This window comes from Sphingomonas arvum (assembly GCF_026013565.1).
Lineage (GTDB): Bacteria > Pseudomonadota > Alphaproteobacteria > Sphingomonadales > Sphingomonadaceae > Sphingomicrobium > Sphingomicrobium arvum.
The window spans coordinates 784,396-800,707 of record NZ_JAPDOB010000002.1 but is presented as its reverse complement, the minus strand read 5'-3'; the positions used below and the strand labels follow the sequence as shown (position 1 = coordinate 800,707).

Annotated in this window: 18 protein-coding genes; 4 read left to right on the top strand and 14 right to left on the bottom strand. The window is 68.2% G+C overall.

Translation table 11 applies throughout. From position 1 onward, the window contains the following. Positions 1-54: 54 nt before the first annotated feature. The 3 genes from OMW55_RS11525 to OMW55_RS11515 all read right to left on the bottom strand — a co-directional run bounded on the left by OMW55_RS11525 (position 55) and on the right by OMW55_RS11515 (position 4,289). Positions 55-3,249: a helicase-related protein gene (locus OMW55_RS11525; RefSeq protein WP_319950668.1), complete on the bottom strand. Its 3,195-nt coding sequence runs from the start codon at positions 3,247-3,249 to the stop codon at positions 55-57. Between the two features lie 46 nt (positions 3,250-3,295). Continuing rightward, positions 3,296-3,646 (bottom strand): response regulator, encoded by a 351-nt coding sequence (locus OMW55_RS11520; RefSeq protein ID WP_264883275.1) that lies wholly within the window; start codon positions 3,644-3,646, stop codon positions 3,296-3,298. A 106-nt stretch (positions 3,647-3,752) separates the two neighbouring features. Continuing rightward, positions 3,753-4,289, bottom strand: a complete 537-nt coding sequence (locus OMW55_RS11515) for a DUF4142 domain-containing protein (protein WP_264883273.1) — start codon at positions 4,287-4,289, stop codon at positions 3,753-3,755. Between the two features lie 115 nt (positions 4,290-4,404). Here OMW55_RS11515 and OMW55_RS11510 point away from each other — a divergent pair, with 115 nt between their 5' ends. From OMW55_RS11510 to OMW55_RS11500, 3 genes are all read left to right on the top strand, one after another. Then, the gene (locus tag OMW55_RS11510) at positions 4,405-5,607 is read left to right on the top strand and encodes an alpha/beta hydrolase (protein WP_264883272.1); all 1,203 of its coding nucleotides are present in this window, start codon (positions 4,405-4,407) and stop codon (positions 5,605-5,607) included. 64 nt (positions 5,608-5,671) lie between these two features. Further along, positions 5,672-6,739 carry a metallophosphoesterase gene (locus tag OMW55_RS11505; protein ID WP_264883270.1) on the top strand — a complete coding sequence of 356 codons (1,068 nt, stop codon included), beginning with the start codon at positions 5,672-5,674 and terminating at the stop codon, positions 6,737-6,739. Then, the gene (locus tag OMW55_RS11500) at positions 6,736-7,761 is read left to right on the top strand and encodes a hypothetical protein (RefSeq protein ID WP_264883269.1); all 1,026 of its coding nucleotides are present in this window, start codon (positions 6,736-6,738) and stop codon (positions 7,759-7,761) included. The genes OMW55_RS11505 and OMW55_RS11500 overlap by 4 nt, the downstream gene beginning before the upstream one ends. Position 7,762: 1 nt before the next feature. Here OMW55_RS11500 and OMW55_RS11495 read toward each other — a convergent pair whose 3' ends face one another. From OMW55_RS11495 to OMW55_RS11485, 3 genes are read right to left on the bottom strand one after another with little or no spacing between them, the layout of a single operon-like run. After that, the gene (locus tag OMW55_RS11495) at positions 7,763-8,449 is read right to left on the bottom strand and encodes a DUF4956 domain-containing protein (RefSeq protein WP_264883267.1); all 687 of its coding nucleotides are present in this window, start codon (positions 8,447-8,449) and stop codon (positions 7,763-7,765) included. A 39-nt stretch (positions 8,450-8,488) separates the two neighbouring features. Further along, positions 8,489-9,280 (bottom strand): polyphosphate kinase 2, encoded by a 792-nt coding sequence (gene ppk2, locus OMW55_RS11490; protein ID WP_264883266.1) that lies wholly within the window; start codon positions 9,278-9,280, stop codon positions 8,489-8,491. A 52-nt stretch (positions 9,281-9,332) separates the two neighbouring features. Beyond that, a complete protein-coding gene (locus OMW55_RS11485) occupies positions 9,333-10,745 on the bottom strand; it encodes an FAD-binding oxidoreductase (RefSeq protein ID WP_407822156.1) in 1,413 nt (470 codons plus the stop codon). Positions 10,746-10,797: 52 nt separating this feature from the next. Between OMW55_RS11485 and OMW55_RS11480 the strand changes: the two genes are divergently transcribed. Next, complete coding sequence (locus tag OMW55_RS11480; RefSeq protein WP_264883264.1) at positions 10,798-11,298, top strand: dihydrofolate reductase; 501 nt, start codon at positions 10,798-10,800, stop codon at positions 11,296-11,298. A gap of 3 nt (positions 11,299-11,301) precedes the next feature. Here the strand turns inward: OMW55_RS11480 and OMW55_RS11475 are convergent, their stop codons facing one another. The 8 genes from OMW55_RS11475 to rpsH form a co-directional block, all read right to left on the bottom strand. Further along, positions 11,302-11,955: an adenylate kinase gene (locus tag OMW55_RS11475; protein WP_264883263.1), complete on the bottom strand. Its 654-nt coding sequence runs from the start codon at positions 11,953-11,955 to the stop codon at positions 11,302-11,304. Between the two features lie 60 nt (positions 11,956-12,015). Then, a complete protein-coding gene (gene secY / locus OMW55_RS11470) occupies positions 12,016-13,386 on the bottom strand; it encodes a preprotein translocase subunit SecY (RefSeq protein WP_264883262.1) in 1,371 nt (456 codons plus the stop codon). A gap of 98 nt (positions 13,387-13,484) precedes the next feature. Further along, complete coding sequence (gene rplO, locus OMW55_RS11465; RefSeq protein WP_264883992.1) at positions 13,485-14,009, bottom strand: 50S ribosomal protein L15; 525 nt, start codon at positions 14,007-14,009, stop codon at positions 13,485-13,487. 72 nt (positions 14,010-14,081) lie between these two features. Then, positions 14,082-14,258, bottom strand: coding sequence for a 50S ribosomal protein L30 (rpmD, locus tag OMW55_RS11460; RefSeq protein WP_264883261.1), 177 nt, complete (start codon positions 14,256-14,258; stop codon positions 14,082-14,084). A 6-nt stretch (positions 14,259-14,264) separates the two neighbouring features. Continuing rightward, positions 14,265-15,011 carry a 30S ribosomal protein S5 gene (gene rpsE / locus OMW55_RS11455; protein WP_264883991.1) on the bottom strand — a complete coding sequence of 249 codons (747 nt, stop codon included), beginning with the start codon at positions 15,009-15,011 and terminating at the stop codon, positions 14,265-14,267. A 2-nt stretch (positions 15,012-15,013) separates the two neighbouring features. Then, entirely contained in the window at positions 15,014-15,367 is a 354-nt protein-coding gene (rplR, locus tag OMW55_RS11450) for a 50S ribosomal protein L18 (RefSeq protein ID WP_264883260.1), read from the bottom strand. After that, on the bottom strand, positions 15,367-15,903 hold the full coding sequence (rplF, locus tag OMW55_RS11445; protein ID WP_264883259.1) for a 50S ribosomal protein L6: 537 nt from the start codon (positions 15,901-15,903) through the stop codon (positions 15,367-15,369). The genes rplR and rplF overlap by 1 nt, the downstream gene beginning before the upstream one ends. Position 15,904: 1 nt before the next feature. Then, entirely contained in the window at positions 15,905-16,300 is a 396-nt protein-coding gene (rpsH, locus tag OMW55_RS11440) for a 30S ribosomal protein S8 (protein ID WP_264883257.1), read from the bottom strand. Positions 16,301-16,312 lie beyond the last annotated feature (12 nt).

Genomic DNA, 16,312 nt, shown 5'->3' with positions numbered 1-16,312 from the left:
GGCCGCGACAAACGTTTCAACGCCGAAACGGGGAGGTAAGTTCCGGTAAGTAGCTCAGCTGATCTCGGCGAGCACCTCCTCGACCCGGACGAGCCGGTCGACCGGATCGTCGATCCGCTCCTTGAGCAGCAGTCGGCCATCCTTGCTGTCGAGCCCGCCAGGCAGCTCGCCGAGCTTGGTTCCGGCGCGTGGCGTCAATGCAATGGCGGCTGGCCCCGCATCGACCTTGTCGATCCCCGCACTGCGCGCCAGCACGCGGGCCCGCGCCAGCGCCAGCAGTGCCTGTGCGGGCGGCGGGAGTTCGCCGAAACGGTCGGCCAATTCCTGCTCGAACGCTTCCAGTGCGGGCACGTCGGCCAGGCGGGCAAAACGGATGTACAAGCCGACGCGGGTCTCCTCCTCCGGGATCCACTCGGCCGGCAGGCTGCCACTCGTGCCAAGGTTGAGCGTGGGGGTCCATTCGTCCACCGCCTCGCCGCGCGCCTCGCGCAGAGCGCGGCCGAGCAGGTTCTGGTAAAGGTCGACGCCGATCAGTTTGACGTGGCCCGACTGCTCGTCGCTCAACAGGTCGCCAGCCCCGCGCTGGTCAAGGTCGCGGGCGCTGATCGCGAACCCGGCGCCCAGTCGGTCGAACGCCTGCAGGGTGTTGAGGCGGGCCATGGTGCGCGGCGCGATCTCCGCGCCTTCCTCGGTCAGCAGGTAGATCTGCCCACGCCGTGCGCCACGCCCGACCCGCCCGCGCAGCTGGTGAAGTTGCGACAGGCCGAAGCGGTCGGCGCGCCACACCAGCATGGTGTTGGCACGCGGCACGTCGAGGCCGGCCTCGATGATGTTGGTGGCGAGCAGCACATCGCCATCGCCCGCGGCGAAGCGGACCATGGTCTCGTCGATTTCTCCCGCGGGCATCTTGCCATGGGCCTGAAGCAGGTCGAGTTCCGGCGCGATCCTGGCAAGCCGCGCCGCCATGTCAGTCATGTCCTCAATCTTGGGCACCACCACGAAGCTCTGCCCGCCACGGCTCTTCTCGCGCAGCAGGGCGGTGCGGACGGTGGCCTCGTCAAAGCTGGCGATGGCGGTGCGGATCGGCTGGCGGCGGGCCGGCGGCGTGGCGATCACCGACATCTGCTGCAGGCCGATTAGCGCCGATTGCAGCGTGCGAGGGATCGGCGTGGCGCTGAGCGTCAGCACATGCCCCGCCGAAAGCTCGCGCAGCTTGGTCTTGTCGGCGGCACCGAAGCGCTGCTCCTCGTCGATCACCACCAACGCCAAGTCGGCATAGGCGATCGCCTTGCCCGCCACCGCGCCGGTGCCGACCACTACCCTGATTGAGCCGTCCTTGAGCCCGGCCGCCACGCGCTTTCTCTCGGCCGCGCTTGCCAGGCGCGACAGGCCGGCGACCTCCACGTCCAGGCCGGCGAAGCGCTCGCGAAAGCTTTCGAGGTGCTGGCGGGCGAGCACGGTCGTCGGCGCCGCGACGGCCACCTGCTTGCCGGCCAGCGCGGCGATGGCTGCGGCGCGCAGCGCCACCTCGGTCTTGCCGTAGCCGACGTCGCCGATAATCAGCCGGTCCATCGGCTTGCCGGAGGAAAGGTCGGCGCGCACCGCCTCGATCGCGCGGGCCTGGTCGGCGGTTTCGGTGAACGGGAAACCGCTGGCGAAGCGCTCGTAGACGGCCGCGTCCGGCTCCAGCACTGGAGCGCTTTGCTTCATCCGCTCCGCCGCGAGCGCGACCAACCCACGCGCCGTCTCGGCGATGGAGGACAGGATCTCCAGCCGCCGTTTCTCCCAGCTCGAGCCATCGAGCTTGTCGAGCGTCACCGCATCTTCGTCCGCGCCGTAGCGCCACAGCCGGTCGGCCTCAGTCACTGGCACCAGCCGCCGAGCGTCACCGGCAAAGCGCAGCACGATCGCCTCGCCGCCGTCGTCCGGCAGCGTCTGCAGGCCTGCGACGATCGCAATGCCATGGTCCTCGTGCACGACGACGTCGCCGATCCGCACTTCCGACGCTTCGAGCAACGGCACTTCAACGCTGACCGCCGGGTCCGTGTCGCGCTGGGCGCGACTGCCGAGCAGGTCGGCGGCGGCGACTGCGAGCAGCCCGGGCAAGCGGAAGCCGCGCGGCACCGGCATCTCCAGCGATATCAGCGATCCCGGCTCGGTGGCGCGCGCTTCGGCCCAGCTGGTCGCCGCCACCGCCTCCGTCTTTAGTGCTCGGGCGGCCCGGGGCAGGACGAAGCGCAGATCGCGGGCCGTCCCGAGCAGCAGCACTCGGTCGCCCGTCGCCAGCGCGGCTCGCGCCGCCTTGAGGAAGGCACGTTCCGGCGCCCGGCCCTCTACGAAGCGTGGCGGCGCCTCACCGAACGGCGCGGCGAGCTCGAGCGACTCATGCACCTTCAGCGCAGCCTGCCAGCGCTCGTCTTCGCAGATGTCGCGCAATGCTCGCTTGGGCCGGCGCCTGGCGGCGTCCTCGGCAAGTGCCAGAAAGCGCTGCCGCCGCCCGTCGGCCTCGGCTGCCAGCGCGACACGCGCGGCGGGCAAGTGGTCTAGCAGAGTCATGCCCTCCCCGATCGCCGGTTCCGTCACCCGCCCCACCTCCAGCGTCTCGCACTCGCCGGTCGTCAGCTGCGTCGCGGGGTCGTAGGCGCGGATGGCGGCGAGCCGCCCTTCCTGCACCTCGACTCGATAGGGCTGGCCAGCGTCGGCCGGGAAGATGTCCAGCACCTGCCCGCGCGGCCCGATCTCGCCCGGCTCGTCGACCCGATCGTCGACGAAATAGCCGATCTCGCACAGCTGCTCAGCCAGCTGCTCGAGGTTGAGTTCCTGGCCGCAGCGCAGGATCGGCGGCGCGGTCCCGAACGCCTCGGCCGGAGCCGTCAGGCGCGCCGCCGCTTCGCCGGTGCTGATCAGCGCAATCCGCGGCCGCTGCCCGTCGGCCGTTGTCGCGTGGATCCGCCGCAAAGCGGCCGTGCGCTCGCCGGCGTTGGCGGGCGTGGGTGCCGAGGCTTCGCCGGGCAAGCTGTCGCTCGGCGGCACGAACACCACCACGGCCTCGGGCGCCCCGGCTTGCACGGCACGAAACAGCTCGCGCCCGCCAGGCTCATCCGCCGCAAGATAGATGAGGTCGCCGTCCGCCAGCGCGTCGAGCAGCACCGCCGCGGTCTCCCCGATCCCGCTCGGTTCCGCTGTGGAGGTTGCACCAGTGTCGGCTTGGGTGGCGGCGCCCGGGCGCTCGTCGAGAAGGGTAATCACGCACTTCCGAACGGACGGCCGCAACCGCCGTTCCGCCGCGCGTGCGCTACTCCTTCGGTCCGTCCAGCTTGCGTACCACCAGGTCGATGAGCCGATGCGTCGGATAGGGCTTGGGCAGGAACGTGCCATTGTCGGGCAGCGCCTCGTCCGCCACGCTGACCGCGCCGGAGGTGACGATCAGCTCGACATCTGGCCGCGCATTGCTGACCTCATGGGCGAGCTCGAGCCCGTCCTTGGCCCCGGGCATGTCCACGTCCGTGAACAGCAGGCCGATGCGGGGGTGCCGATCCAGCACCTCCAGCGCCTCGTCCGCATCCGCGGCTTCCCATGCCATGATCCCGCATTCGGACAGGGCGTCGGCCGCCACCATCCGGACCAGGGGCTCGTCCTCGACCACGAGAACCTCTTTGGGCAATGCACCAGTCATAGGCCACCGAACGGAGCAGCAATGCAGCCGTTCCCTTTGTTTCGCTCGCGCAGGCTGTTAACCAGCGCGAAGCTTGTTAGCGAACCGACCGGAGCAGCTGCTGCGCCTCGGTCAGGTGCTGCTGGATACGCGGTACGGCACCTGTCGCGGCACCCCGCAATGCCGGCACATCGCCCGAACGGCTGTAGCCCGTGTTGATCGACAGCGCCTGCTGGTGCGCCGGCACCTGCTGCTGCAGGTAGACGCGGTCGATCGTAGCCGGCGAGGCGCTCATCAGCTGCCCGATCATGCCTTTCTGCATGGGGCTGAGCTCCGGCGGCGGCGGCATGACGCCGGCACCCTTGGCGGTCGCCAGCGCCGTGTTGCTGAGCATGGTGTGGTCGCTGATCAGCATGGTCGCGAAGGCCCGCACCTGCGGGTTCTGGCTCTTCTGCAGCAGCATCATGCTGGTGGTGATCTCGAACACATCGCCTGCGCCCGAATGGAACAGATAGGCCTGCGCTTCGCGCGTCGCGGCGCCCTGCGGCGGGGTCGGGAGGGTGGCCGCGGCGGGCACGGCGGTCGCCGTTGCCGACAGGGTGACGGCAAGGGCAAGCAGTTGACGGTTGATCACGACTGACCTCCTCAGGGCACTGATTTTCAGGAAAATTCGCTGATCGGAACCCGCCTGTGTCGGCATCGTTCCGGCTCTTGTTCAATTTTCATTCAGCGCAGGATCGAGGAACAAGATGCAAATTTCGTGGAAGCTTGGGACGGTGGTAAGCGGAGTGGCGCTGGCGCTCACCGCCGGCGCGGCGCTCGCCCAACAGCCGATGGCGATGGCGCCGATGCCCCAGGGCCAACCAGGCATTCCGGCCAGCGGCGCGCCGGCCGATCCCGACAACCAGGCCGTCGTCGACGCGCTGACCAAGCAACTGAAGCTGCGGCCTTACCACACGCTCGATCCGGTTGCTGCGCGGCAGCAGCCGACCTTCGCGGACGGCGTCAACGCCGTGCTGCGCGCGCAGGGCCGTCCGACCACTCCGCCGCCGGGCACCAGCGAGCGCGATATCACGGTCCGCGGCGCGGCCGGCAGCCTGCCGGCGACGGTGTTCACCCCGACCGGCGCGCGCGGCCCGCTACCAGTGATCCTCTACTTTCATGGCGGCGGCTGGGTCATCGCGGACCGCAAGGTTTATGCTGGCGGCGCTCGCGGCCTCGCTCGCAACGCGCAGGCGATCGTCGTCTCCGTCGACTACCGCCGCGCGCCCGAAGCGCCTTTCCCGGCGCAGCATGACGATGCGCTCGCCTCCTACCGCTGGCTGCTGCAGAATGCGGCGTCGATCGGCGGCGACCCGAACCGCATCGCCTTAGCCGGCGAAAGCGCGGGCGGCAACCTCGCCGTCGCCACCGCCATGCTGGCCCGCGACGCGCAGCTGCCGTTGCCGCGCCACATCCTGTCGGTTTATCCGATCGCCGGCAGCGACCTTAACACGCCTTCCTATCAGGATACGGCCAATGGCCCGACGCTCAACCGCGCGCTGATGGCTTGGTTTTTCCGCTATGTGCCGCGCACGCCGGCCGACCTGATGGATCCGCGCATCAACCTGGTGGCGGCCAACCTCCAGGGCCTGCCACCCGTCACCATCGTTGCGGCGCAGATCGACCCGCTGCGCTCGGAAGGCGAGCTGCTGGCGCAGCGCCTCTCCGCCCAGGGCGTGCAGGTCGAGCGGCGCGAGTTCGCCGGGACCACCCACGAGTTCTTCGGCGCGGACGCGGTGATCGCCGACGCCGCCGAAGCGCAGCGTTATGCCGGTGGGCGGCTTCGTGCCGCGTTGAACGGCGAAGCGCTGCCGACAGCCGGCACCGCGCCCTACGCTCCAGTGCCGGACGCGTCGGCGCCATTGCCGGCACCGTCCACTCCAGCGTCCCCGACTGGCGAGCGCGGATAATTAGCGCACGGGTTGACAAGATAAGTGAAGCGAGGCCCTCTTCGGCAACGAAGGGGGCTTCGCCATGTTCGGACGCCTGCTGCGCTGCCTGTTGCCGCTCCTGGCACTGCTGACCTCGCCCACTGCCTGGGCCCAAGCACCGGGACGGATCGTCGCAGTCGGCGACCTCCACGGCGACTTTGACGCCTGGCAGGCGATTGCTCGTGCGGCCGGACTGATCGACGACCGCGGACGGTGGAGCGGCGGACGAACGGTGCTGGTCCAGACCGGCGACATCGTCGACCGCGGCGCCGGCAGCCGCCGCATCCTCGATCATTTGATGCGCCTCCAGCGCGAAGCACCGCGGGTCGGCGGCCGGGTAGTGGTACTGACCGGCAATCACGAGGCGATGAACGTCACCGGCGACCTGCGCTACGTCGACCCGGGCGAATATGCGGCGTTCGCCACCCGCGGCTCGGTGCGACTGCGCGACCTGCTGTTCGAACAGCAGCGGGCCGCCTTCGCCACGCGGATCGGGGCCGCGGCACGCAAGCTTTCGGGCGGTGCAGTCCGTCAGGAATGGGACCGCCAGACGCCGCTGGGGCTGGTTGAACACCAGCTCGCCTTCAGCCCGGTGAACGGCGTTTACGGCCGGTGGATCGCCGCGAATCCCGTGGTCGCCAAGATGGGCGACACCCTGTTCGTGCATGGCGGGCTGAGCGCGGAGTATGCGCGTTTTCCGCTCGACGAACTTAATCGCCGCGCGGCCGCCGAGCTGAAGGCGCGCAGCACGGACGAGGCGGCGCTGATCAACGATCCGCTCGGGCCGCTGTGGTACCGCGGCCTGGTCACGCGCGCGCCGGACCCCGACGAACCACCGCTGCCGCCCGGCGCCGTCAAGCTGCCGTCCCGCCCGGGGATCGCCACCGAACTGACGCAGGTGCTGGCGGCGACTGGAACCAAGCGTATGGTGATCGGCCACACGCCGTCGCTCAAGGGCATCGTCATCGACCATGACGCGCGGCTCATCCGCATCGATACGGGCATCAGCCGCTATTATGGCGGGCCGCTCAGCTATCTTGAGATCATTGGCGAGCGGCTGGTGCCGCACGTGGTGCCGCGACCGTCCGCGGGCACTGGAATGCGTCAATGATGTTCCTGCGATTGCTCGCCGGCCTTGCGGCGATGGTCCCCGCCGTCCCGGCGTCTGCGCAGAATGCAACCCCGCTGTTCAGCAGCGACGCGCCACTGGCGATCACGCTGACCGGCCCCATGAGCGCGCTCGCCGCGAATCGCGATGGCGACAGCCGCTGGGCAGCCACCCTGGCGGTGACGGGTGAAAGGATACCAGTGCAGCTCAGCCCGCGCGGGATCACCCGGCGCCTCAAGGAGATCTGCCAATTCCCACCACTGCGAATGGACCTCCCGACGCGCCCGACAGCCGGGCTGTTCGCCGGCCAGCGGACGCTCAAGCTCGTCACCTACTGTCGGCGGAGGGACGGGCATGCGCAACACCTGCTGCTCGAATATGCCGCCTATCGAATCTATAACCTGCTCACCCCGCTGAGCTTCCGCGCGCGGCTGGCGAACATCACCTATGCCGACCCGTCCGGCCGGGCGCTGATCACCCGGCCGGGCTTCTTCATCGAGGACGCGTTCCACCTTGCGCAACGCACCGGGCTGGAGCGGCCGCGCACGGGAGACATGGTGCCGCGCAGCAGCCTGTCCGCGGCCCATGCCGCCCGGATGGCGATGTTCGAATACCTGATCGCCAATCTTGACTGGTCGATGCGCGGCGGCCCCGAGGGCGAAGGCTGCTGCCACAATGCTCGCCTGCTGCAGCGCCCGGGGCAGCCGGGCTTTGTTCCGGTGCCGTATGACTTTGATTTCTCAGGCTTGGTGGACGCGCCCTATGCGCAGCCCCCGGCGCAGATACCGATTCCCAACGTGCGGGTCCGCAACTACCGTGGCTATTGCCTCCACAATGCAGAGGCCCTCGCGGCGGCTGGCGAGATCCGAACTAAGCGGACGGAGATCATGACCCTGCTGGCCAGCATTCCAGGGCTCAGCCCGGGGTCGCTGCGCAAGGCCCGGGCGTTCCTTGACCCGTTCTGGGCGCAGATTGCGACGGACGCGACCGTTCGCGCCAGGATTCTTTCGAACTGCGTCCGCTAGGTCAGGGCACCTCCGTGGACGGCGCCACCATTCGCGCCCGGCTCTCCGCATCATGCGGGTCGAAGTCGCTCATGTAGCGCTTCATGCCTTGCCGCTCGCCATATTCGCTCAGCCACAGCGCGACGAAGCACAGGGCGAAGGTCAGGCTCATCACATAGGCCAGCTCCGCCGCGCCGGTACCCGCGGCCAGGCCGATCCCAACCGACAGCAGGATATACAGCGCATCGCCCGAGCTCTTAAGGCTGTTCTTGAAGCGCACGGCGCCCGCGATGCCGCCCAGCGCGAAGGCCAGGCTAAGGCTGTTCTGGACGATGATCACGATGGAGGTCACGGTGACCGGCAGGATTAGGATCGTGCTGATCAGCGACTGGTCATATTCGTCCTCGCTACGGGTGTGCATATAGACCCAGCTGACAGGCCAGGCGGCCAGGAACGCTGCTGCGACAGCAGCCAGCATCCAGCCGATGCTGCCGCCAATGGTGGCGACATGGTCGTAGCTGCCGCGGCTGACCTGCTTAAAGGCGTTCGCGCCCTCCTCGCTTCCGGCCGGCTGCGCGATCAGGTGCTGCGCGCTGCCGATCGGCAGCTTGTCCTTGAGCTCGGGAAAACGGGTCAGCACCAGCCAGGCGGCAAGCGCCAGCACCGCATAGTAGACGACCAGCATCGCCAGCAGCCGAACCGCGCGCATCCCGCATCCCCCTTCGCGACAAGCCCGGCGGAGCTTACCTCATTCGAGTTTCAGCTCAACCTCGACCGGCGGAATGGGGCGCAGCACGCCATATTGCTCGACCAGCGGCTCGCCCGGCAACGGCGGCCAATCGATCTCCGGCTCAGGCAGCTTGGTGTCCGGCAGCTTGTCCAGCAAGTCGCGGATCAGCGTTAGCCGCCCCAGCCCCTGGTTGTTGAAGTCGACCAGCGTCCACGGCGCCTGCTCCGTGTGCGTCGCCGCCAGCATCCGCTCGCGCGCGGCAGTGTAAGCGGCGTAGCGGCCCCGCGCTTCCACATCGACCGGCGACAGCTTCCAGCGCTTCATCGGGTTCTCGGCCCGCTCGCGGAAGCGCTTCTCCTGCTTGGCCTGGTCGCAGCACAGCCAATATTTGAATAGCAGAATTCCATCGTCGACCAGTTGGCGTTCGAACGCCGGCACCTCGGCCAGAAATTTGGCCACCTGCGCCTCCGTGGCGTAGCCCATCACCTGCTCCACGCCGGCGCGATTGTACCAGCTGCGGTCGAACAGCACGATCTCTCCCTCGGCGGGCAGGTGCGGCACGAAGCGCTGAAAATACCATTGCTTCTGCTCGCGCTCGCTGGGTGCGGACAGCGCAACCACTCGGCATTGCCGGGGATTGAGCGGACGCTGGATCGCCTGGATTGCTCCGCCCTTGCCCGCCGTGTCACGCCCTTCGAAGATCACCAGCACGCGCTGACCCGTCTCCGCAACCCACCGCGCCATGTCGCTCAGTTCGCGCAACAGCGGCTTCAGGTTGGCTTCGTATTCCTCGCCCGTGAGCTTGCGCATGGTGAACCCCCGCTAGTCGCTTCCTGCCAGCCGCTCCGGAGCGGAGCAACAGTCAGGCGATCAGCTTCCCGGGGTTGAAGATGCCGTGCGGGTCCATGGCAGCCTTAATCGCGCGCATGGCCGCGAGGCGGGCAGGCGATCCGAGCCGCTCCAGTTCGCCACGCTTCATCTGCCCGATGCCATGCTCGGCCGAGATCGATCCGCCGGCGGCGGTCACCAGGTCGTGGACGAACCGGGAGGCGGCGGGACCTTCGCCGGCAATCCAATCAGCCCCGGCTTCGGCCGGCGCCCGCACATGAAAATGGATGTTGCCGTCGCCCAGGTGACCAAAGCCGGACGCGTCGGTTCCGGGAAAACGCGCCTCCACTTCCCGCGCGGCCTCCACCATGAAGCGCGGCATGGTGGCGACAGGCACGGAGATGTCGTGCTGCATCGCCGGACCAGACTTCTTCTCTGCCTCCGAGATGCTGTGGCGGATGCGCCAGAACGCCTCCGCTTGCGCCTCGCTGGCGGCGATCGCCGCATCCTCGACCAGCCCGTCGGCCAGCGCGGGCTCGAGCAGCCGCTGGAGCAGCTCGCTCGGCGGCTCCTCCCCGGCACTCGTCGCGGTCGCTTCGATCAATGCATGCCAGGCGTGCTGGCCGGCGAGCGGTGGGCGCGTGCCGGGGATGTAGCGCAGCACGCGGTCAAGGCTGTCTTGCGGCAAGATCTCGAACCCCTCGACGCGGTCGGTCTGCTGCTGCAACCGGCGCAGCAAGTCGAGCCCGGCCTGCGGATCGGCCAACCCGACCCATGCTACGCCGCGCGCGATCACCGCGGGCACCAGCCGCACCGCGACCGCTGTGATGATCCCCAGCGTCCCCTCCGCGCCGACCAGCAATTGGTCGAGCGCGTAGCCGCGATTGTCCTTCTTCAGCCCGGCCAAGCCGTCATGGACCAACCCACCGGACAGCACCGCCTCTACGCCCGTCACCAGCTGCCGCATGGTCCCGAATCGCAGCACCTGCGTACCCCCGGCGTTGGTGGAGGCGAGCCCGCCAACCGTCGCGCTGCCTCGTGCGCCGAGCGTCAGTGGGAACCGCCGCCCGATCGCCTCCGCCGCGTCGTGCAGGTCGGCCAGGATCACGCCGGCCTCGATTGCCGCCTGCTCCGGCCCGATCGCCCGGATGCCGTTCATCCGCCGCATCGACAGCAGCAGCGCGCTGCCGTCCTCACCCGGAGTGGCCCCGCCAACCATCGAGGTGTTCCCGCCCTGAGGCACCAGCGCCACCCCGCTCGCTTCCGCCAGCCGGACGATCTCGGCGACCTCCTCCGTTGAGGCCGGTTGCAGCAGCGCGGCCGCCTGGCCTGTCCAGCGCCCCCGCCAGTCGGTCAACCATGGCGCAAGGTCGGCCTGGTTACTGACCACCGCCCGCTCGCCCAGCCGCGCCCGCACCTTTTCCGCCATCGCCATCGCCGCGTCCATGCCGTGCACATAGGCGCTTGCCCGCAGCCGCGCGAGCCGCGACAGATCCCTCATGTCGCTGAACCATTCCGCCATCACCCTGGTCCTCGCCCGCGCCCGCAATGGCGTTATAGGTCGCGACGGCACGTTGCCCTGGCACCTGCCGGCCGACCTCCGCCGCTTCAAGGCGCTGACCACTGGCACGGTCATGGTAATGGGCCGTAAGACCTTCGACAGCCTGCCCGGCCTGCTGCCCGGCCGCCGCCACATCGTCCTCACCCGCGACGTCGACTGGCAGGCGCAGGGCGCAGAGGTCGTGCATAGCCCGCAAGAGGCGCTCGCCGTCGCCGCCGGCAGCCCGGTCAGCATCATCGGCGGCGCGGAGATCTTCGCGCTGTTCCTGCCGCTGGCCGACCGGATTGAATTGACGGAGGTATTGGCCGACGTGCCCGGAGATACGTTGATGCCCGACCCACGGGCGGACGGAGGATGGCGGGAAGTCGGACGCGAAGACCACCCCGCGGAGGGCGATCGGCTTGCCTATGCGTTTGTCACCCTGCAGCGGGTGACCTGACGCTCACGCCTGCGCGCCGTCCAGAATGGCGTCGATTTGCCGTGCGACCTTTTCGACCGAAGCCATGCCATCGACCCGGCGGACCAGCCCTCGCTCTTCATAATAAGGTAGGATCGGCGCGGTTTTGGCCCGGTACTCGGACATGCGAGTGCGTACGGTCGCCTCATTGTCGTCCGGGCGCCGCTTGAACTCGTGCTGTCCGCAGACGTCGCAGGTGCCTTCCACCTTGGGCAGCTTGAAGCGGTCATGATAGCCCGCGCCGCAATTGGCGCAGGAGAAACGGCCGGTGATCCGCTCCACCAGCGCGTCCTCGTCGACCTCGATCTCGATCACATGGTCGAGCGCCCGGCCGCGCTCGCCGAGGAGGATCTCCAGCGCCGCCGCCTGGTGCCCGGTGCGAGGGAAGCCGTCGAAGATCGCGCCCTTGCCTTCCGTTTCGTCCAGCCGCTCGCCAATCAGCGCCGACACGATCGCGTCGCTGACCAGCTCGCCCGCTTCCATCACCGCCTTGGCCTTGAGACCGACCGGCGTGCCGGCCTTGACCGCCGCGCGCAACATATCGCCGGTCGACATCTGCACCATGCCGCGCTGCTGCTCGAGCCGTTGCGCCTGCGTGCCCTTGCCGGCGCCAGGCGGCCCTAAGAGAATAATATTCAAGCGCTCGGCTCCCACCTGTTCGGCCCCGTTGTCCTCACGCGCCTGCCGAAATGCAAGCAATCAGCGGCGGAACGGCCGATTGCCCTTGAGCTTAGCCTTTTTGATCAGGTCGCCATATTGATGCGCGATCAGGTGGCTTTGAATCTGGCTCACCGTGTCCATGGTGACGTTCACGACAATCAACAGGCTGGTGCCGCCCAGGTAGAAGGGGATGCCCGCCTGAGTGAACATGATCTCCGGAATGAGGCAGATCAGGACCAGGTAACCCGCGCCAAGCACCGTGATGCGGTTGAGCAGGCGATCGAAGTACTCCTCCGTCGCCTTGCCCGGACGCACGCCCGGGATGAAGCCGCCGTTGCGCTTCAGGTTCTCGGCCGTCTCCTCAGAGTTGAACTGCACCGCCGTGTAGAAGAAGCAGAAGAAGACGATGCCCAGACCGTAAAGGGTCATGAACAGCGGGCTGCCGTGCTGCAGGTAGGTCGACAGGGTAATCAGGAAATCGCTGCCGCCAGCGTCAGGCGAGCGGGCGCCGGCCATCTGGATCACGGTCAGCGGCATCAGCAGCAGGGAGCTGGCGAAGATCGGCGGGATGACGCCCGCCGTGTTGATCTTGATCGGCAGGTGGCTGCGCTCCTGGTTCATCATGCCACGCGCGGTCGCGCGCTTGGGATACTGGATCAGCACCCGGCGCTGGGCGCGCTCCATGAAGCAAATGAACAGGACCAGCCCGACGGCGAGGCCGATCACCAGCACGATGATCAGCGGGTCCATCGTGCCGCTGCGACCGCCCTCGAACATCTGGGCCAAACCGCGCGGTAGGCTGGCCACAATACCGGCCATGATGATCAGCGACACGCCGTTACCGATACCGCGGCTGGTGATCTGCTCGCCGATCCACATCAAGAACAGGGTGCCGCCAATCAGGCTGATGGTGGCCGCGATCCGGAAGGTCCAGCCCGGCTGGACCACGGCGGCGATGCCCTGGGTAGCGCCGAGCCCTTCCAGGCCGACTGCGATGAAATAGCCCTGCACCATCGTCAGCAGGACGGTCAGGAAACGAGTATACTGATTGAGCCGCTTGCGCCCTGTCTCGCCCTCCTTCTTGAGAGCCATCCAGGGCGGATACATCGTAGCGGCGAGCTGCACGACGATCGACGCGGTGATGTAAGGCATGACGCCGAGCGCGATGATGCTCATCCGCTCCAGGCTGCCGCCCGAAAAGGTGTTGAAGAAGTCAAGCACGCCGCCGCGCTGCGTGTTGAACAGCTGCGCCATCGCGCGCGGGTCGATGCCCGGCATCGGCACGTGGCTCAATAGGCGGAAGACGATCAGGGCACCCAGGGTGAACCAGATGCGCTTCTTGAGCTCGGTCGCCCGGCCGAAGTTCGACAGGGAAATACTGGAAGCCAGACGTTCGGCTTGGGTTGCCATTGACGGTCCTTAAGGAAACAAGGCGGCGGATGGCTCTCGCCCCCCGCCGCCTCATATAATCCGTGCGGGCCGCTTGAGAAGCGGCCTTGCGCGGCGGCTTACTTGGCCGTGCGGGCGGCCTTGGCCGTGCCCTTCTTGGCCTTGGCGAGCTCGGCCGAGTCACGGCGCTCGATCAGCTCGACCGAGCCGCCGGCCCGCTCCACCGCTTCGCGTGCGCCCTTGGACGCACCGGCGACGCGGAACGCGACCTTCGCGGTCAGTTCGCCCTTGCCGAGCAGCCGCACGCCGTCCTTGCCGCCACGCGCCAGGCCGGCGGCCTTGAGCGCGGCGTGGTCGACGGTGCCGTCGGTCGACAGCTTGCCGGCGTCAATCATCTTCTGGATCGCGCCGAGGTTCACCTCGGCGTGGTCACGAGCGAAGATGTTGTTGAAGCCGCGCTTCGGCAGCCGCATGTGCAGCGGCATCTGGCCACCTTCGAAGCCGAAGATGCTGACACCCGAGCGGCTGGTCTGACCCTTCTGGCCGCGGCCAGAGGTCTTGCCCTTGCCCGAGCCGATGCCGCGGCCGACCCGCATGCGGGACTTGCGGGCGCCGTCGTTGTCGCGAAGTTCGTTAAGCTTGATTGTCATGATGTGCACTCGCTTTCGCTTTTGTCGCGCAAGTGCCCCCGCCGAAGCGGAGGCACGAAGAAGGTCCTAGCGTTCGACCGAAACCAGATGCTGCACCTTGCGGATCTGGCCGAGGACCTCGGGGGTCTCGTCCACTTCCACGGTGCGGTGCATCTTGTTGAGACCGAGACCGACCAGCGTTGCGCGCTGGGTCTTGTCCCGGCGGATCGGCGAACCGGTCTGCGTGATCTTGATGGTTGCCATGTGGGCTTACTCCGCGATCGCTTCGGCGGTCGCTTCCGCCTCGGCGCCGCCCATTCCGCCCCGGCCGAGCAGGTCCGCGACCTTCTTGCCGCGCCGCTGCGCCACCGAGCGGGGGCTGGTCTGTTCCTTGAGCGCCTCGAAGGTCGCCCGGATCATGTTGTACGGGTTGGAGGTGCCGACCGATTTGGTCACCACGTCCGCCACGCCCAGGCTCTCGAAGATGGCGCGCATCGGGCCACCCGCGATAATACCGGTACCCGCCGGAGCGGCGCGAACCGCAACCTTGCCGGCGCCAAAGTGGCCCTTGCCGTCATGGTGCAGGGTACGGCCGTCGCGCAGCGGCACGCGGATCATGGCCTTCTTGGCCGCCGCGGTCGCCTTGCTGATCGCTTCCGGCACTTCGCGAGCCTTGCCGTGGCCGAAGCCCGCGCGGCCCTTGCCGTCGCCGACCACCACCAGCGCCGCGAAGCCGAAGCGCTTACCGCCCTTCACCGTCTTCGAGACGCGGTTGATGTGAACCAGCTTCTCGATCAGCTCTTCGCCGTCATCGTCGCCGCGCGGCGGACCACGACGGTCGTCGCGCCGGCCACGGTTGCCGCCGCCGCGATTGTCACGGCCACCGCCGCGAGCGCCTCGGCCGCCACGCGGACCGCGCGCGTCCTGCTGCGCCGGCTGACCGGCATCGGCTGCGGAAGCGGCCGCACCGGCGTCCGGGTTGCCCGCCTGGGTCTGGGTTTCGACTTCGTCTGCCATCATTAGAACTCCAGACCGCCCTCACGGGCGGCGTCGGCCAGGGCCTTAACCCGGCCATGGAACAGGAAACCGCCACGGTCGAATACGACCTGGCTGACGCCCGCCGCCTTGGCGCGCTCGGCCACGGTGCGGCCGACGTTCGCCGCCGCATCGCGGTTGGCCCCGCCATTGCCCTTCAGGTCCTTGTCGAGGGTCGAGGCAGCAGCAACGGTGCGGCCCGCCGCATCGTCGATGACCTGAGCGTAGATGTGGCGACCCGAGCGGTGCACGGACAGTCGCGGCTTGCCGGCGCCACGCGCCTTGAGCGCGGTCCGGACCCGGCGGCGCCGGCGATCGAAGAGGGACAGCTTGGCCATTACTTCTTCTTCCCTTCCTTGCGGAAGATGAACTCGCCGCGATACTTGATGCCCTTGCCCTTGTAGGGCTCCGGCTTGCGCCAGCGGCGGATCTCGGCGGCGACCTGACCAACCTGCTGCTTGTCGATGCCGCTGATCTCGACCGTGTTGGGGTCGGGAGTCTTGACGTCGATGCCCTCGGGAATGGCGTAGTTCACGTCGTGGCTGTAGCCGAGCTGCAGGCGCAGGTTCTTACCCTGGGCCGCGGCGCGATAACCGACGCCGGTGATCTCCAGCACCTTGGTGAAGCCTTCGGTGACGCCCGTCACCAGGTTCAGCACGTTGGTGCGCTGCATGCCCCAAGCCGCCCGGGCGCGCTGGCTGTCGCCAACCGGCTGGACGCTGATCTGGCCGTCCTCGACGGTCGTGCGGACGAGTTCGTCCATCACGCTCATCGATAGCGTGCCCTTGGGACCCTTCACGGAGAGCTGGGAGCCTTCCAGGTTCGCGGTCACCCCTGCGGGCACCGGAACCGGCTTTTTGCCGATACGGGACATCTTAGAACACCTCCGCCAGCACCTCGCCGCCCACGTTCTGCTCGCGCGCTTCCGCGTCGGACAGAACGCCACGGGGCGTCGAGACGATGGTCATGCCAAGGCCATTGCGGATCCGCGGCAGGTCGGTCGCGCCCGAATAGACCCGGCGGCCGGGCTTCGAAACACGCGCCACATGCTGGATCGCAGGCTGGCCTTCGAAATACTTCAGTTCAATCCGCAGGCCCTTCTGACCCGACAGCTCTTCTTCCGAATAGCCGCGGATGTAGCCTTCGCGCTGCAGCACGTCGAGGACGCGCACGCGCAGCTTGGACGCCGGCGTCAGGATCGAGTCCTTGCGCGCCTGCTGGCCGTTGCGGATGCGGGTGAGCATGTCACCCAGGGGATCGGTCATCGCCATGTCTTGGTGACC

Bases quoted from the DNA above. Each gene is read 5' to 3' on its own strand.
- OMW55_RS11510 (WP_264883272.1), top strand. From the start codon at position 4,405: ATGCAAATTTCGTGGAAGCTTGGGACGGTGGTAAGCGGAGTGGCGCTG.
- OMW55_RS11505 (WP_264883270.1), top strand. From the start codon at position 5,672: ATGTTCGGACGCCTGCTGCGCTGCCTGTTGCCGCTCCTGGCACTGCTG.
- OMW55_RS11500 (WP_264883269.1), top strand. From the start codon at position 6,736: ATGATGTTCCTGCGATTGCTCGCCGGCCTTGCGGCGATGGTCCCCGCC.
- OMW55_RS11495 (WP_264883267.1), bottom strand. From the start codon at position 8,449: ATGCGCGCGGTTCGGCTGCTGGCGATGCTGGTCGTCTACTATGCGGTG.
- ppk2 (WP_264883266.1), bottom strand. From the start codon at position 9,280: ATGCGCAAGCTCACGGGCGAGGAATACGAAGCCAACCTGAAGCCGCTG.
- OMW55_RS11485 (WP_407822156.1), bottom strand. From the start codon at position 10,745: ATGGACGCGGCGATGGCGATGGCGGAAAAGGTGCGGGCGCGGCTGGGC.
- OMW55_RS11480 (WP_264883264.1), top strand. From the start codon at position 10,798: ATGTCGCTGAACCATTCCGCCATCACCCTGGTCCTCGCCCGCGCCCGC.
- secY (WP_264883262.1), bottom strand. From the start codon at position 13,386: ATGGCAACCCAAGCCGAACGTCTGGCTTCCAGTATTTCCCTGTCGAAC.
- rpmD (WP_264883261.1), bottom strand. From the start codon at position 14,258: ATGGCAACCATCAAGATCACGCAGACCGGTTCGCCGATCCGCCGGGAC.
- rpsE (WP_264883991.1), bottom strand. From the start codon at position 15,011: ATGGCAGACGAAGTCGAAACCCAGACCCAGGCGGGCAACCCGGACGCC.
- rplR (WP_264883260.1), bottom strand. From the start codon at position 15,367: ATGGCCAAGCTGTCCCTCTTCGATCGCCGGCGCCGCCGGGTCCGGACC.
- rplF (WP_264883259.1), bottom strand. From the start codon at position 15,903: ATGTCCCGTATCGGCAAAAAGCCGGTTCCGGTGCCCGCAGGGGTGACC.
- rpsH (WP_264883257.1), bottom strand. From the start codon at position 16,300: ATGGCGATGACCGATCCCCTGGGTGACATGCTCACCCGCATCCGCAAC.